A 14,953-nucleotide genomic window follows, 5' to 3' on the forward strand; every position below is an offset into this window, starting at 1 on the left:
GCCCAAGCGGCTCTTGGCGGCGTCCAGAATGAAGAACGCGCAGCCTTGGGCTGCGCGTTCAATGGCTGCCGCTGGATGATGGGCCAGGCCATCATGTCGGCTTCGGTGGCGCGCTCCGCGTCGCGGTGCCCTTCTTGAACCCCCGATCCCCCGCCATGAACGCCTCCAGCATGTGCGGGATCAACTTCTCGGCATCGACCGCCTCGCCGTAGGTCTGCGCGTGCAGCGCGGCGTAGCGGTCGAGGTCGGCTTTCAAGCTGGCCGGGCAGGCAAAGGTTAGCTTGACGCTCTCGGTCTTGGGCAGCGGCCCGAGCCGCAGCTTCTTCGTGCTCATTGCGAAGCCCCCCGGTTGAAGAACAGCGGCTGGTACGGCCGCAGCACCAGATCCCGGTTCACGATGACGCGAACCGGCAGGCCCGGCCTGATGGTCAGCGTCGGCTGGATGTCCATGTTGCGCCGGGTAATCTCCTGGCCGACTTGGTTGATGCTGTCCTGGGCACCATCGCGCCCGGCGATGATGATGCGGTTGCCGTCCTGGCGATTCTCCGGCGAGGCCAGCTCGGCACCGACCCCTAGCAGTGTCGTCAGCACCGCGCCTGCAACGATGCGATCCCAGTGCCAGTCCACGTCATCCTCCAGGCCGGAGTAACCGGCCGGGTCGGTGCCGATGAGGTTGTCGAGCGTCAGCGAGGACGTGTCGGGCAGGATGACCCGATTCCAAACCACCTGCACGCGGCTCTGCCCGTGGCTGACTCGGCTGTTGTAGCGCCCGAGGATCCGCGATCCCTGCGGAATCAGCAGGAACTTGCCTGTGGCCGAGTCATAGACTGGCTCCGTCACCGTGGCGATCACGTCGCCCGGAAGATCGGACTTGATGCCCGTCACCAGCGCGCCCGCGATCACCGTTCCGGCCATGACCTGATAAGGCGACGCGGGCAGCGCCAGATTGCCGGAATTGCGGGTTTCCGTAGAACCGCTTTGCAGGAATGCTTCGTTCTGGTCTTGCCGACTCCGCGCAGCGGCTGGGGCGGCAACCTGGGCCGCCACCGAGGCCGGCCCGGCAGCGAGCGGGTCGAAGGCCGCGAGCGCATTGGCAGCACTAGGCACACCCGGCGCCGTCTGCGCCATCGTGGCGGTGGCGGTGGCGACGGCCTGGCCCTGACCGCCCGAGCGGAAGAACACCGACGAAGCCGCTGCGGCTTCGGCCTCCTTGCGCAAGGCATCGTTCGGATCGTGGCCGGGGGCCGCGTAAGCGGCCACGGCTGGCTGCTGCGAGTTCACGATGGCCGGGCCGAGGTCGCCCGGCAGCGGCGGCCCCAACTCGGGCGCCTTCGGCGGCAGCTTCGAGTAGTCGGCCGGCAGGCCATCCAGCCCTTCAGACTTCGAGACGCGATCGACGTTGTAAAGCTCGGTCTGCTCGTTGGCACCACGCCGCTGCGGTTGCAGCGACCAGATCGTGGCCCCGAGCACGGCGACCGACAGGCCGCCGACGAGGACGGCCAGCGTGCGCCGGTTCAACCGGGTCACAGCACGCGGCTGGGCGCGCAGTGCCACCGCCTCGGGCGCGACCTTGCCCGCTTGCGGCGTGGCGAGGTCGGGAGTGTCGTCCTGGCTCATGGTCAGTTCCTCCGTGCCACGCCGTCCGTGCGCTCGATCCGCACCACGTCGCTCTTGTCGCCGCCCAGGCGCAGCTCGGCCGCGCCAAACAGGCGATCCACGATGTAGTACGGCGAGCGGAAGCGGTAGTTCACCAGTTGGCCGTCGCCTTCGGCCCCGATCACGAACAGCGGCGGAAGATCGCCCTGCGCGATGCCTGCGGGAAACTGGATATAGACCTTCTGCCCGTCGTCGAAGGCGCGCAGCGGCTTCCACGGCGGATTGCTGCCGCTGATCGCGTAGCGGAAGCGCAGGTTCTCCAGCGACAGGCCGCTATCGACCGGCGCGGCGGCGCTGGCCGCCTGCGCCTGGCGCTGCAAGGCCAGCATCCGGTCGCGCGGGTACTCCCAGGAAACCGACGCCATCCACGTCTTTTCCGTGGAAGTCAGCTCCAGCAGGTACGTCCTGCGGCTGGTGGTGATGACCAGATTGGTTTTCAGGCCCGACCGAATGGGCTTCACCAGCACGTTGACGCGCAAGTCGGCACCGCTGCCGCTGGATGTGTCGCCCACGATCCAGCGCACCGTATCGCCGGCGGCCACCGTCACCAGTTCCTCGCCCGGCTGGAGCGAAACCACGGTCACGCGGCCCACGGCCGCATAGACCTGATAGAGCGCGCCATCGGTGAAGGGCCACACCTGAATCGCGTTGACATAGCCCTCGCGCGTGGGCGCGACGCGCGCCTCGGTATTGGCCCGCGAGACGCGCACCTTCTCGTCGGCAGGTTCAGGCGCGGGCTTGGCGTCCTCGGCTTCGGGAGCCGGCATCAACTGCGCCGGCATCGGCAGCACCTCGGGCACGGCCACCACCTCCACCGGCGCGGGCGGCTCGGGCAGCGGCTGGGCCTGCACCGGCTCATCGAGTGAGATGGTCGGCGGCGGCTTGCCCTGCGTGGCGCAGCCCGCGAGGGCCAGCACGATCAACGACAAGGCGGATTTACGGAAAAGATCATTCATGGTTTTGCTCCTTCGGAAGAATCCAGTTCACGGCTCCACGACAGGCCGTTGACGTAGATGCCTAGCGGGTTCTTGCGCAGGCGTTCTTCGGTGCGCGGCGGCTGGAGCACGATGGACACCACCGCCGTCCACCGCTCCAGGCCCGCCGCGGCGCCGTTGACGTAGCGCCGTTCCGTCCAGCGCACGTTGAAAGACGTGTCGCTGGCGCGCACGACGCTGGTGATCTGCACCGTCACCGACTCCTTTCCGATGCGCGCGAACGGGTCGTTGACCCGCGCGTAATCGTTGAGCACGGCTGCGCCCTTGTCGGTCGTGTAGTCGTAGGCGTCGAGCCAGTTCTGGCGGACGACGATGGGGTCGATGGACAGCGAGCGCACCAGCGTCACGAAGCGCGCGATGTGGTGCGCCGTCTGCGCATCGCCCGGCCGGTACGGCGTGGCGGCTTCACCCACTGCGCGCACCTGGCCCGCGTTGTCCACCTCCACGACGTAGGGCGTGACGATGGACTGCGCCGAGCGCCACACCAGGCCGCCGGCCATCAGCAGCGCGAGCGTCAGGCAGCCGAAGGCCATCAGGCGCCAGTTCTTCGCCTGCACGCGCGGCGAGCCGATACGGTCGTCCCACACCTGGCCGGCAGCTTGGTACGGCGTGGCAGGCTGCGGCGTGTCGGCGTAGCGCACCTGCGGTTTCTTGAATCGCATGGTCAGTTCTCCTTATGAATCGGAATCGCGCAGGCTCGGCCCCTGGCCGGAGCCGCCGCCATCGCCACCGCGGAGCGTGTGGGCGGTGGTGGTCGCGGCCTGGGTGAGTTGCTGGCGGCGTTGCAGCCGCTTGGCCCAGGCGGGCTGCTCGGAGGGCTGTGCAGCGGCAGCGCCTGCGGGGGCTTCGCTGGTGGCGGCCTGGCCGGCTGACGCGCCGGCGTCGCCATTCCAGCCCGCGCGGAACGGCGCGGCCATGCGCTGCCCGGCAGCGGAAGCGCGGGATGCGGCTGCGCGTCCGGCAGACTGCGCGCCGGTCTTGGCGACGTTGCCCAAGCCCGCCATCGCGCCTTTGGCACCGCCGCCTGCTGCTGCGGAACCCGCCTGGAACGCCGACTTCGCGCTGCCAGCCGCCGACGTGGCGGCACGCGCGCCGCTGCCGGCCAGCTTGGCGGCGGCCGGTGCCATGCGAGCACCAGCGGCCACCGCACCGCCCACGCCCGTCGCGGCGGCACCGACAGCCACTGCGGTTCCGGCTGCACCGACGGCGGCGCCGGCCATCGCGCCTGCGCCGAGTTGGGGCGCACCGGACACGAGGCCCGTGGCGATGCCAGGGCCGAAGATCCCGAGCGCCAGCAAGGTGAGCGAGGCCAGCATGATGACCAGCGCGTGGTCGATGTTCGGTTCGGCGGGATGGACTTGGAACTGCGAGAACAGGCCCGAGCCGATGCCGACGATCACGGCCAGCACCAGGACCTTGATACCGGCGGCCACGACATTGCCCAGCACCTTCTCGGCGAGAAAGCTGGTCTTGTTCCACAGCGCGAACGGCACCAGCACGAACCCGGCGAGCGTGGTCAGCTTGAACTCGATCAGCGTGATGAAAAGCTGGATCGCCAGCACGAAGAAGCACAGCACCACGACCAGCCACGCGAGGAACATCACCACGATGGGGTCGAGGTTCACGAACACCTCGGGGAAGCCGGCCATCTCGCCGATCTGCTCCAGAATCGGCGCCCCGGCGTCGATGCCGGTCTTCGCGAGCCGGCCCGGCTGCAAGAAGTTCTCCATCGTGATGGACGAGCCGGTGGCGGTGATGCCCAGCCCAGCGAACGAGCGGAACACGATGCTGGCCAGCCAGTTGAAGTTGTTGAGGATGTAGGCGAAGGCACCGACGTAAAGCACCTTGCGCAGCAGCTTGGCGATCACGTCATCGCCCTGGCCGGTAGCGTGGCTCATGGCCCAATACAGCCCGGCGATCGTCATGTCGATGACGATCAGCGTGGCCGTGAGGAACGCCACTTCGCCGCGCAGCAGCCCGAAACCCGAGTCGATGTAGGTGGCGAAGGTGTTGAGGAACTGGTCGATGATGGTCACGTCATTCATGGCGTGCCCTCCGGGGCGGCGGGCAAGGCCGGCGCGGTGCCATCGGCCGGTTCCTCGAAGCTGGGCGGGATCGGCGGCATGTCGGCCAGCGTCCGGTATTCATCCGGCCCGGCCTCGCCGGAAAAGAAGCGCCGCCGGAAGGCTTCGGCGGCGGCGCGGCAAGCGTCCTCGCCCGTGGCCTCCCGGTCGGCCGCGCATTGCGCGCGCAACGCCTTGAGCCGCGCGGGGTCGGCAGCCAGGGCATCGGCGAGGTTGTCGGCCGGCTGCTCGCCGCAAGCGGCCAGCAGCACGGCACCAAGGACGAGGACGCATCGCATGTCGGCCCCCGTCAGTCGCGGTAGAAGTTGACGGACTGCGGCGTGTACGGCGTGCCTTCCCCGAGGAAGCGCCGCCGCACTTCGCGGGCGCGCTCGGTCGCCGCCGCCTGCCGCGCCAGTTCCAGCGAGGCGGCCCGGTCTTGCGTGATCTGGAGCCGCTGCGACTGGATCGACTGCTTGGCCTGCAAGGCGAGCAACTGGTTCGTGGCCTGCATCGCCTGCAACGCGCCTTGCGCCGACTGGCTCTTGCCAACCAGATCGGCCAGCACGCTTTCGTCTTCGCCCAGGTTCTGCGACACCTGCGCCTGCATCTGCATGGTGGTCTGCAAGCCGTTGAGCGTGTTCTTCCACCGCTCCTGGGCATCGCGGTACATCTGGTCGCCGCTGACGGTGGCGGCGTACTGCTCCGGGTACAGGCGGGCAAACTCCCGATCCAGATTCGTCACGTCGTAGGCCAAGCCTCGGGCCTGGGCGATCAGCCGCTCGGTCGTCGCCAGGTTGGCGCGCAACTGGCCGACCACGCTGGACGGCAGGCTGGCGAGGTTGCGCGCCTGGTTCATCAGCATTTGCGCTTCGTTCTGGAGCTGGCGAATCTGGTTGTTGATCTGCTCCAGCGTGCGGATCGCGGTCATCGTGTTCTGCACGAGGTTGGTGGGGTCGATCACGACCCATTGCGCATGGGCAGTGGCGGTGCAAAGCATGGCCGCGATGGCAGCGGCGACAAGGCGCTTCTTCATGGCAGGATCTCCTGTGGGTGGTCAGCGAAGGAACCCGGCGCGAGGCCGGGGAACGAGGGCAGCAGGTCAGCCGCCCAATCGAGGCCGCGATGGCGCAGCCAGGCGCCCGCGAAGCCAGGCGTGCCGGCGTCCAGCAGCACGCGGTCTATGTCGCGCTGGTCTTGCGGCGTGGAAGCGCCCGCAAACGCCAACGCTGCCGGCCCCAGGTCGAGGTCGAATAGGCGGTTGCCGAGGCGGGATTGGTAGTAGTAGTCGCGCTTGGGCTGCGCGGTGGCGACGATCTCGATCTGCCGCGAATTTAGGCCGAAGCCTTCGTAGATCGTGCGAATCTGCGGCTCGGTCGCCTGCGGGTTCGGCAGGAAGATGCGGCTTGCACAGCTTTCGATGATCGCGGGCGCGATGCTCGAATCCTTGATGTCCGCAAGCGACTGTGTGGCGAAGATGACGCTGACGTTCTTCTTGCGAAGCGTCTTGAGCCACTGCCGGATGCGCGCGGCAAACACGGGGTCATCGAGGAACAGCCACGCTTCATCGAGGATCAGCAGCGTGGGCGCACCGTCAAAGCGTTCATCGAAACGCGCAAAGAGGTAATGCAGCACGGCCATGACGGCGGCCTTGCTGTGCATCAGCTCCTCCATCTCGAAACCCTGCACGTCGGCCATGCCCAGCCGGTCGTGATCGGCATCCAGCAGCTTGCCGTGCGCGCCGCCGAGCACATACGGCGCGAGCGCCTGGCGCAGCGCATTGCTCTGCAACAGCACGGACAGCCCGGTCATCGTGCGCTGCTCCACCGGCGCACCGGCAAGGCTGCCGAGTGCCGACCAGATGGCCGCCTTCTCGTCCGGGCCGACCGCCACGCCTTCGTGCAGCAAGCGCCCCTCGATCCATTCGGCGGCCCAGGTGCGGTAGCCCTCGCGGTCGATGCGGGCGAGCGGCTGGAAGGCGATTTCGCCATCCATGCTCAGGTCGTAGTGCTCGCCGCCCAGCCCGAGGATGGTGGCGCGCATCGAGCGCCCCATGTCGAAGGCGAAGATGCGCGAGCCGCGATAGCGGCGGAACTGCATCGCCAGCGTGGCGAGCAAGACCGACTTGCCCATGCCGGTCGGGCCGGCGACCAGCGTGTGGCCCACGTCGCCGATGTGCGTCACCAGCCGGAACGGCGTCGCGCCATCGGTGCGTGTGACGATCAGCGGCGGGCCGCCCAGGTGGTCGTTCTTCTCCGGCCCGGCCCATACCGCCGACACCGGCATCATGTGCGCCAGGTTCAGCGTCGAGACGATGGGCTGGCGCACGTTGGCGTAGGCGTTGCCGGGGAGCGAGGACAGCCACGCATCCACGGCATTGAGCGTTTCGGGGATGGTGACAAAGCCCCGGCCCTGGATGACGCGCTCCACCATGCGCAGCTTCTCGTCGGCTGCGCCGGCGTCCTCGTCCGTGACGGTGACGGTCGCCGTCAGGTAGCCGAAGGCGACTTGATCGCTGCCCAGCTCCTGCAAGGCGGCATCAGCGTCGGCGGCCTTGTTGTTCGCGTCGGTATCGACCAGCGGGCTTTCCTGCTGGAAGATCGTTTCGCGCAGCAGCGCAATGACGTTCTTGCGCTTGGCAAACCACTGACGGCGCAGGCGGGCGAGTTCTTTTTCCGCCTCGGATTTATCCAGGCACAGAAAGCGCGTACTCCAGCGATACCCAAATCCCAGGCGGTTGAGGTCGTCCAGAATCCCCGGCCAGGTCGAGGTCGGGAAGCCCCGCACCGACACCACACGCAGGTGCCGGTCGCCCAGCATGGGCGCCAAGCCACCGACCAGCGGCGAGTCGGTCAGCAGCGCGTCGATGTGGAAAGGCACCTCGGGCACGCCGACGCGAAAGCGCCGCGTCGAGATAGTCGAATGCAAATAGGTCAGAGTCTGCGCGTCGTCCAGCCAGGCGATTTCCGGCATCACGCCATCGAGCAGGTCGAAGACGCGATCCGTTTCCGCGACGAAGGCTTGCAGCCGCTCGCGCCAGTCCACGCCACTCGTCGGCGTGTTCTCGTAGAGCATCTTGGCGGCTCGGGCGCGCGATTCCTCGGGCGGCAGGTACACCAGCGTCAGGTGATAGCCGCTCTCGAAGTGGTGGCCGGTATCCTCGAAGGCCGAGCGGCGTTCTTCGTCCACCAGCCACGAAAGCGGCTCGGAAAAGTCCGAGTGCGGGTAGTCGGCGGCGGCGCGGCGCTCGGCCTCGATGAACAGCGCCCAGCCCGAACCCAGCCGGCGCAGCGCGTTGTTCAAGCGCGCCGACGTGGCGATCAGCTCGCCTTGCGTTGCACTGTCGAGGTCAGGCCCGCGAAACCGGGCCGTGCGCTGGAAACTGCCGTCCTTGTTCAAGACGACACCCGGCGCGACCAGTCCGGCCCAGGGCAGCCAGTCGGCGAGCAGCGCGGGCCGCTGGCGGTATTCGGCGAGGTTCAGCATGGCGGCCCCCTCACACGTCCAGCAGCGGGCGGTGTTTGATGTGCCGGGCGAACACGGCCATGAACTGCGGATCGACGCGCGCACCCCATACCGCCAGCGAATGGCCGACGATCCAAAGCACGACGCCCGGAATCCACAGTTGCAGGCCCAGCCCGACGGCGGCGGCCAGCGTCCCGTTGGCAATCGCCACGGTGCGCGGTGCGCCGCCCAGCAAGATCGGCTCGGTGAGCGAGCGATGCAGCGGCACCTCGAACCCGGCTGCGAAGCTATCCGGGGCGCTCATACGACAGCCCCGCCCGAGAACGAAAAGAACGATAGGAAGAAGCTCGAAGCCGCGAACGCGATGGACAGGCCGAACACGATCTGGATCAGCTTGCGGAAACCGCCCGACGTGTCGCCGAAGGCCAGCGCGAGGCCCGTGGCGATGATGATGATGACGGCCACGATGCGTGCCACCGGCCCCTGGATGGATTCGAGGATGGATTGCAGCGGGCCTTCCCACGGCATCGAGGAACCGGCGGCCTGCGCGGTTCCGGCCAGGAACAGCAGCAGCGCGGCCAGCAGCAGCCCTTGCCCCGCAGGGCGGCCCAGGCAGCGCAGCCGCGCGAGGATGGACAGGTGCGAAGGCGGATTTACGGAAACACGGAAGGCATGGGCGTGCGTCATGGCAGTTCTCCAGAGGGATTGAGGGACGGGGATGAGGAAGTCGCCGCAGCGGATGCGGCATCGGGAACTGGCGACAGCTCGGGAAACGGCGTGTCCATCGCATCCGCCAGTTGGTAGCCAACGCCGTCGAAGCCGACGACGCGGGCGATGCTCTCGATGCGGCGCTTCCGTCCGCGCCCGGCGATGTGGATCACCACGTTGACCGCCTCGGCGATCAGCGCACGCGGCGGGTTCACCGCCACTTCGAGAATCAGTTGCTCCATGCGCAGCAGCGCGCCCAGCGCGGAACCGGCGTGGATCGTGGCGATGCCGCCGGGATGGCCTGTGCCCCACACCTTGATGAGATCTAGTGCCTCGGCTCCGCGCACCTCGCCGACGACGACGCGATCAGGCCGCAGGCGCATGGATGAGCGCACCAGCTCGGTCATGGACACCACGCCGGAGCGCGTGCGTAGCGGCACGTGGTCGCGGGCGACGCATTGCAGTTCCACGGTGTCTTCGAGCACCAGTACGCGGTCGCCGGTGGCGGCTATCTCGGCCAACAGCGCGTTCGCCAAGGTCGTCTTGCCGCTGCTGGTGGCCCCGGCGATCAAGACGTTCTGGCGCTCGCGCACGGCGCGCACCAGAAAGCCTGCCTGGGCGGCGGTCATCATTCCGTCCACGACGTACCGCTCCAGCGGGATCACGCCGATGGCGCGCTTGCGCAGCGCGAAGGCCGGCCCCGGCGCGGCGGGCGGCAAGATGCCCTCGAAGCGTTCGCCGGTTTCGGGCAGTTCGGCGGACAGCAGCGGCTGGCCGCGATGCACCTCCGCGCCGACGTGGGTCGCGACCAGGCGGATGATTCGCTCGCCATCGGCTTCGGGCAGCTCCACGCCCATAGGCGCGCGGCCCGACGACAGGCGATCCACCCAAAGGGTGCGGTCGGGGTTGAGCATGATTTCCACCACGTCGGGGTCTTCGAGCGCGGTGGCGATTAGCGGCCCCATTGCCGTGCGCAGCATCTGGATGCGCCGGTCGAGCGACGTGGCACTCATGGATTGGGGAACGGCACTCATGACGCACGCTCCCGCGCCTGAGCCGCTGCGGCGGCGTCCTCCATCCGCATCGGGTCGGGGTGCAGTTCCTCCACCACGTCGCGCACCAGGCTGCGTCCGCGCATCAGGTGGCGGCCAAGCTGCTCGGTGAACTGCTCGAAGCGCGCCTTGCCCTGAGCACGGGCCGCGTCTTGGTGCGCTTCGGGAACCGGCGTGCTGACGGTCAGGTAGTAGCGGATGAAAAGCGCCAGCGTCTCGATGGCGATGTTCTGGTCGCGCTCCATGCGCTCGGCCTGGCGCGACAGCCGATCAAGGCGCTTGGCGATAGCGGCCTCGCGCTGGTCGGCGGCATCGGGCGACAGCCACGATGCGAGCGCCGCCGCGACGATGGATGACTTGGACACGCCTTTCTTGGCGGCCAGTTCATCGAGCCGCTGGGCGTGCTCGGGCTGAATAAAGAGGTTCAGGCGGTAGCTCATAGCTCGATTCCGTCGTTGGGGTCGAGGGACGCCAGCCGGGCCACGCGCTGCATGGGCGGATCAAGCTGGCGAGGAAGGGGAAGCGGCAGGTCGTCGTCGTCATCGAGCAGCGCCAGGTCGGCCGCGGGCGCGGCCAGCTCGGGGTCGTAGGCGACGGTTTCGGAAAGCTCTGGCTGACGGCGCGGGCCGCCGTCGTCAGTGCTGGCCGGGAAGCCCTCGGCTTCTCCGGCGGCAGGCGGAGTCAGCACGGCGGGGATCGCCAAGCCGCTCCAGTCGTCAGCGCGCGCAGGCGGCGCGTCCGCGTACTGCCCGTCCGCCAGCGCAGGCGGCGGCATGACACGCTGCTTGAAATTGGTGTCGGCGTAGTAGCGCAGCTTCGTGGCCTTGATGGGGGCCACGCTGGACACCATCACCACGGCCTCATCGGGCGGAAGCTGCATGACTTCACCCGGCGTCAGCAGCGGGCGGGCCGTCTCTTGACGCGACACCATGAGGTGGCCCAGCCACGGCGCGAGCCGGTGGCCTGCGTAGTTGCGCTGGGCGCGCAGCTCGGTCGCGGTGCCCAGCGTCTCGGAGATGCGCTTCGCTGTGCGTTCGTCGTTCGTGGCGAACGTCACGCGCACATGGCAGTTGTCGAGGATGGAGTGGTTCTGCCCATACGCCTTGTCGATCTGGTTGAGCGACTGCGCGATGAGGAAGCTGCGGATGCCGTAGCCCGCCATGAAGGCCAAGGCCGTCTCGAAGAAGTCGAGCCGGCCCAAGGCCGGGAACTCGTCGAGCATCAGCAGCAGCTTGTGCCTGCGCGCTATGCCGTCCGAGCCGTCCAGCGATTCGGTCAGGCGCCGGCCGATCTGGTTGAGGATCAGGCGGATGAGCGGCTTTGTGCGGCTGATGTCCGAAGGCGGCACCACCAGGTACAGCGACACCGGGTGCTCGGCGGAGATGAGATCGGCGATGCGCCAGTCGCAGCGCGACGTGACTTCGGCCACCGTGGGATCACGATAGAGGCCCAAGAACGACATGGCGGTGCTCAACACGCCGGAACGCTCGTTGTCCGACTTGTTGAGCACTTCGCGCGCCGCCGAAGCGACGACGGGATGCGGGCCATCGCCGAGATGCGGCGTGGTCATCATCCGGTGCAAGGTCAGCTCGAAGGGGCTGGCCGGGTCACTGAGGAAGTTGGCGACGCCGCGCAGCGTCTTGTCTTCGCTCGCGTAGAGCACATGCAGGATGGCCCCGACCAGCAGCGCGTGAGAGGTCTTTTCCCAATGGTTGCGCTTCTCCAGCGCGCCTTCGGGATCGACCAGAATGTCCGCGATGTTCTGCACGTCGCGCACTTCATGCGCGCCGCGCCGTACCTCCAGCAGCGGGTTGTAGGCCGCCGACTTCGCATCGGTCGGGTTGAACAGCAGGCAATGGCTGAAACGGCTGCGCCAGCCGGCGGTGATCTGCCAGTTCTCGCCCTTGATGTCGTGGATGACCGCTGAAGCCGGCCAGCTCAACAAGGTGGGCACCACCAGGCCGACACCCTTGCCGCTGCGCGTGGGCGCGAAGGTCAGGACGTGCTCTGGCCCTTCATGGCGCAGGTACTGGCGGTCGTGCTGGCCGAGGAACACGCCCGCTGGCTGCGTGAGGCCCGCCTTGCGAATGTCCTGCGCGTTCGCCCAGCGGGCCGACCCGTAGGTCGTGACCAGGCGTGCCTGCCGCGAGCGCCAGACCGACATGGCAATGGCGACGGCCACGGCGACCATGCCACTGCTGCCCGCGATGGCTCCGCCGGTGTCGAAGGTTTCCGGGGTATAGGCGCCGTAAGAAAACCACCACTCAAACAGCTTCCACGGGTGATAGATCGGCGTGCCAAGAAGATCGAACCAAGGCGAGCCAAGGCGTACTTGATAGCCAAGGGCTGCTGCTGTCCATTGTGTGGCGCCCCACACTCCGGCGATCACGATGCCGAATACCACGGCGATCTGACCGAATAGCACGTTCGTCCCTTGCATGACCTCGCCTCCGATTTCTCCTGCGCTGATTCCTCATGGAAAAAGCGGCACACGGACGTGCCGCAGGCGTCAGGATCGGTGCCGGGCCAGTGCCGGTCAAAGACCGTTTAGGACAGAAAGGTCGAACAAAAAGAAAGAATTAGCGCACTGGCGAGCCAAAGAAAAACGCCGCAAGCGCGGGCGCATTGCGGCGTGTTGGGCGGAAAAATGAAGGTAATGCGGCGAACCGACAACAATCAGAACTTGGGCGATTCCTTCGGTGGCGTGTACGGGGTTTCTCCGTCGCCATAGAACCGCTTGCGCGTGGCTTCGGCGACCCGATTACACAGCACGTCGCCCAGCTTGGCACGGTCGGTTTTGCATTGCTGGCGCAGCTCCTTGAGCCGTTCGGGGTTGGCTGCCAGTTCTTCCACCGTCGGGATATTTGCCTCCGAATCGGCGGCTTTCTGCGGCGCCTCGGATTGGCCGCAGGCGGTCAATGCGGCCGCCAGCAAGAAAGGAATGGTCTTCTTCACGGCGTAGGTACCTCCGGTAGGTCAAGAGTATGGCCCGTGATGGGCCGGGGAGATTCCGGTGATTCGATAGCCTGCACACGTTTAATGAAGCGTGTCAGCACATCGGAGGGGAAATTCTCTGGGCGGAGCAGGTACGTCGTCAGCGGCGGTACACGGGACGCCAGTGGTCGCGCTACCACGCCCGGTTCACGGCTTGCGACAATGTGCGCTGCACCCGCCAGGCCAAGTGCGAAGCCTGCCGATACGAGCGCCATCATCAGGTCGCAGGAAGCGACCCGCTCCGCAATTAGCGGCTCCATGTCCGCCCGACGCAGCACTCGATCAACGTGTTTGGCATGGCCTTCGCACACTTGCGGGTCGCACAAGACAAGCGGGTAGCGCAGCAACTCATCCAGAGGGATGCGTTTGTGGGCCAATAGCGGATGCCTCGCCGGCACCGCCACCATAAGCGGATCGCTCCAAGCCGGTAAAGCGACGATGCCATCGCCTGCCTCCCTGGACTGCGCGAATCCTACGTCGTACAGATCGTCATGTAGTCCCTTGATCTGTTGTGACAGTGGCACCTCGAAGAATCGGATTTCGACCTCTGGTTCTTCTTGTCGGCAGACGGCGAGCAAAGCAGATAGGCGTGACGGGGTGATGCCGTCGGACAGCGCCACGCGCAACTGTCCATGAAATCCATTGGCCGCTGCCCTCACACTGTCCCGTGCTTGTTCCAAGGCGGCGAAGACGCGGCGCACGTGCTCCAGAAACAGTTTCCCGGCGCGGGTGAGTTGAGTGCTGCGAGTGGTTCGAGCAAACAGCACAACGCCCAGTTCTTCTTCCAACTCTTTGATAGCACGCGACAACGGTGATTGCTCGATGTGCAGCTTCTCCGCGGCGCGGCCGAAGTGGAGTTCTTCGGCTACGGCCCAGAAATAGCGTAGATGGCGCAACTCCATGAGAACTTCCCTATATATAGGCGTGTGCCGCCTTCTCCACGCGCATGCATATCTACAGCCTTGTCGCTCTGAAACTGTCAACGCGCTAGCAGAGCGTGTAATCAGACCGAGTTGTCGTAACTGAAAAACTCAAATGTTCGTGTTGCCGACCAACTTATCTTTAGGCCCTCACGATGCAGATTGACTACCCCATCAGGCGGCAATGGGGCCTCGTTCCAAAACAGACGACTGCCTTGTGGCGATCGCCTCTTGCTACCGCAGTAAGAGCGTTGGAATGCGTGACGAGCGCAATAAGTCCGTCGTCTTGCTTCCAAATAGCAGGCCGCGCAGTGGTGAATGACCAAATGCGCCCATGATGAGCATGTCAATGGACTGTTCTTTCACTGCCGTTGCAATCACTGTTTCGGCATCTCCGGGAACCAGTGAAACCGTCACCTCGAAGCCTGCTGCTTTCAGGGTGTCCCTGGCCCAATCAAGCGATTTGGGTGCGTCTCTGCTTTGCTTGCCGGACATCAGCAATAGGATGGGCAATCCGCGAAACAGCGGGCTGCCCGCCACCATTTCAACGCCGCGCCGTGTGACGGTGCCGCCATCGAAGGCGATCATCACCCGTTGGGGCGCCTTGAAGTCTTCGGTCACGGTCAGGATGGGGCGATTCAGAGCGCGAACCAGATGCTCGACATGATGGCCCAGCTCACGTCGCGCCACTTCGGCCCCTGCACCTCGTCGGCCCAGCACTAACAGACGCACGCCTTGCGCCTGTTCCACCACTGTGTCTTCCAGTGCGCCGTGACGCTGCCGCACATCGACGCGCGCCGCACCCGCCGCCAATGCGCGTTCGCGCAGTTGGTTCAGGAACAGCCGGCCTTGCTCTCTCGCGCTCTTGGCGCGTGCTTCGTCCTCGGCTGACAGTTGTGCCAACAGGCTTTCCTGAGCGTCGACGCCGATGGCACCGCTGTGGTCGTCGCCCGGTCCCCGCTCGGGATGGCTGTCGATCACGTGTAGGAACTCCAGCGGTGCATCCATGCGGTGGGCCGCCCAGGCCGCGCAGTGGGCCACATGAACCGCGTATCGTGATTGATCGACGCAAGCCAGCACCTTATTCTCGTTTTTCATGA

General features: G+C 66.5%; 16 protein-coding genes. All 16 read right to left on the reverse strand.

The genetic code is table 11. The features are described 5' to 3' along the window. Positions 1–91 precede the first annotated feature (91 nt). The 16 genes from PIGHUM_RS13445 to PIGHUM_RS13520 all read right to left on the reverse strand — a co-directional run bounded on the left by PIGHUM_RS13445 (position 92) and on the right by PIGHUM_RS13520 (position 14,951). Complete coding sequence (locus tag PIGHUM_RS13445; RefSeq protein ID WP_023121617.1) at positions 92–334, reverse strand: DUF2274 domain-containing protein; 243 nt, start codon at positions 332–334, stop codon at positions 92–94. After that, positions 331–1,617, reverse strand: coding sequence for a TraB/TrbI/VirB10 family type IV secretion system protein (locus tag PIGHUM_RS13450; RefSeq protein WP_023121618.1), 1,287 nt, complete (start codon positions 1,615–1,617; stop codon positions 331–333). The genes PIGHUM_RS13445 and PIGHUM_RS13450 overlap by 4 nt, the downstream gene beginning before the upstream one ends. A 2-nt stretch (positions 1,618–1,619) precedes the next feature. Further along, a complete protein-coding gene (gene trbG, locus PIGHUM_RS13455; protein WP_023121619.1) occupies positions 1,620–2,612 on the reverse strand; it encodes a P-type conjugative transfer protein TrbG in 993 nt (330 codons plus the stop codon). After that, entirely contained in the window at positions 2,609–3,313 is a 705-nt protein-coding gene (trbF, locus tag PIGHUM_RS13460) for a conjugal transfer protein TrbF (RefSeq protein ID WP_023121620.1), read from the reverse strand. Before trbF ends, trbG begins: the two co-directional genes overlap by 4 nt. Positions 3,314–3,325: 12 nt before the next feature. Continuing rightward, entirely contained in the window at positions 3,326–4,696 is a 1,371-nt protein-coding gene (gene trbL / locus PIGHUM_RS13465) for a P-type conjugative transfer protein TrbL (RefSeq protein WP_023121621.1), read from the reverse strand. After that, entirely contained in the window at positions 4,693–5,013 is a 321-nt protein-coding gene (locus PIGHUM_RS13470; protein ID WP_023121622.1) for a hypothetical protein, read from the reverse strand. Before PIGHUM_RS13470 ends, trbL begins: the two co-directional genes overlap by 4 nt. An 11-nt stretch (positions 5,014–5,024) precedes the next feature. Next, entirely contained in the window at positions 5,025–5,750 is a 726-nt protein-coding gene (trbJ, locus tag PIGHUM_RS13475) for a P-type conjugative transfer protein TrbJ (protein WP_023121623.1), read from the reverse strand. Next, positions 5,747–8,200 carry a conjugal transfer protein TrbE gene (gene trbE, locus PIGHUM_RS13480; RefSeq protein ID WP_023121624.1) on the reverse strand — a complete coding sequence of 818 codons (2,454 nt, stop codon included), beginning with the start codon at positions 8,198–8,200 and terminating at the stop codon, positions 5,747–5,749. Before trbE ends, trbJ begins: the two co-directional genes overlap by 4 nt. Positions 8,201–8,210: 10 nt before the next feature. Then, complete coding sequence (locus PIGHUM_RS13485) at positions 8,211–8,483, reverse strand: VirB3 family type IV secretion system protein (protein WP_023121625.1); 273 nt, start codon at positions 8,481–8,483, stop codon at positions 8,211–8,213. Continuing rightward, positions 8,480–8,866, reverse strand: coding sequence for a TrbC/VirB2 family type IV secretion system protein (locus PIGHUM_RS13490; RefSeq protein WP_023121626.1), 387 nt, complete (start codon positions 8,864–8,866; stop codon positions 8,480–8,482). The genes PIGHUM_RS13485 and PIGHUM_RS13490 overlap by 4 nt, the downstream gene beginning before the upstream one ends. Continuing rightward, positions 8,863–9,921 (reverse strand): P-type conjugative transfer ATPase TrbB, encoded by a 1,059-nt coding sequence (gene trbB, locus PIGHUM_RS13495; RefSeq protein WP_023121627.1) that lies wholly within the window; start codon positions 9,919–9,921, stop codon positions 8,863–8,865. The genes PIGHUM_RS13490 and trbB overlap by 4 nt, the downstream gene beginning before the upstream one ends. Then, on the reverse strand, positions 9,918–10,379 hold the full coding sequence (locus PIGHUM_RS13500; RefSeq protein WP_023121628.1) for a hypothetical protein: 462 nt from the start codon (positions 10,377–10,379) through the stop codon (positions 9,918–9,920). Before PIGHUM_RS13500 ends, trbB begins: the two co-directional genes overlap by 4 nt. Beyond that, positions 10,376–12,379 (reverse strand): conjugal transfer protein TraG, encoded by a 2,004-nt coding sequence (locus PIGHUM_RS13505; RefSeq protein ID WP_033457389.1) that lies wholly within the window; start codon positions 12,377–12,379, stop codon positions 10,376–10,378. The genes PIGHUM_RS13500 and PIGHUM_RS13505 overlap by 4 nt, the downstream gene beginning before the upstream one ends. Before the next feature lie 236 nt (positions 12,380–12,615). Beyond that, positions 12,616–12,894 carry an EexN family lipoprotein gene (locus PIGHUM_RS13510; RefSeq protein WP_023121630.1) on the reverse strand — a complete coding sequence of 93 codons (279 nt, stop codon included), beginning with the start codon at positions 12,892–12,894 and terminating at the stop codon, positions 12,616–12,618. Continuing rightward, a complete protein-coding gene (locus PIGHUM_RS13515) occupies positions 12,891–13,835 on the reverse strand; it encodes a LysR family transcriptional regulator (protein WP_023121631.1) in 945 nt (314 codons plus the stop codon). The genes PIGHUM_RS13510 and PIGHUM_RS13515 overlap by 4 nt, the downstream gene beginning before the upstream one ends. Positions 13,836–14,087: 252 nt before the next feature. After that, positions 14,088–14,951, reverse strand: coding sequence for a universal stress protein (locus PIGHUM_RS13520; protein WP_023121632.1), 864 nt, complete (start codon positions 14,949–14,951; stop codon positions 14,088–14,090). Positions 14,952–14,953 lie beyond the last annotated feature (2 nt).

The sequence above is a fragment of the Pigmentiphaga humi genome, from assembly GCF_900606115.1.
Classification (GTDB): domain Bacteria; phylum Pseudomonadota; class Gammaproteobacteria; order Burkholderiales; family Burkholderiaceae_B; genus Pigmentiphaga; species Pigmentiphaga humi.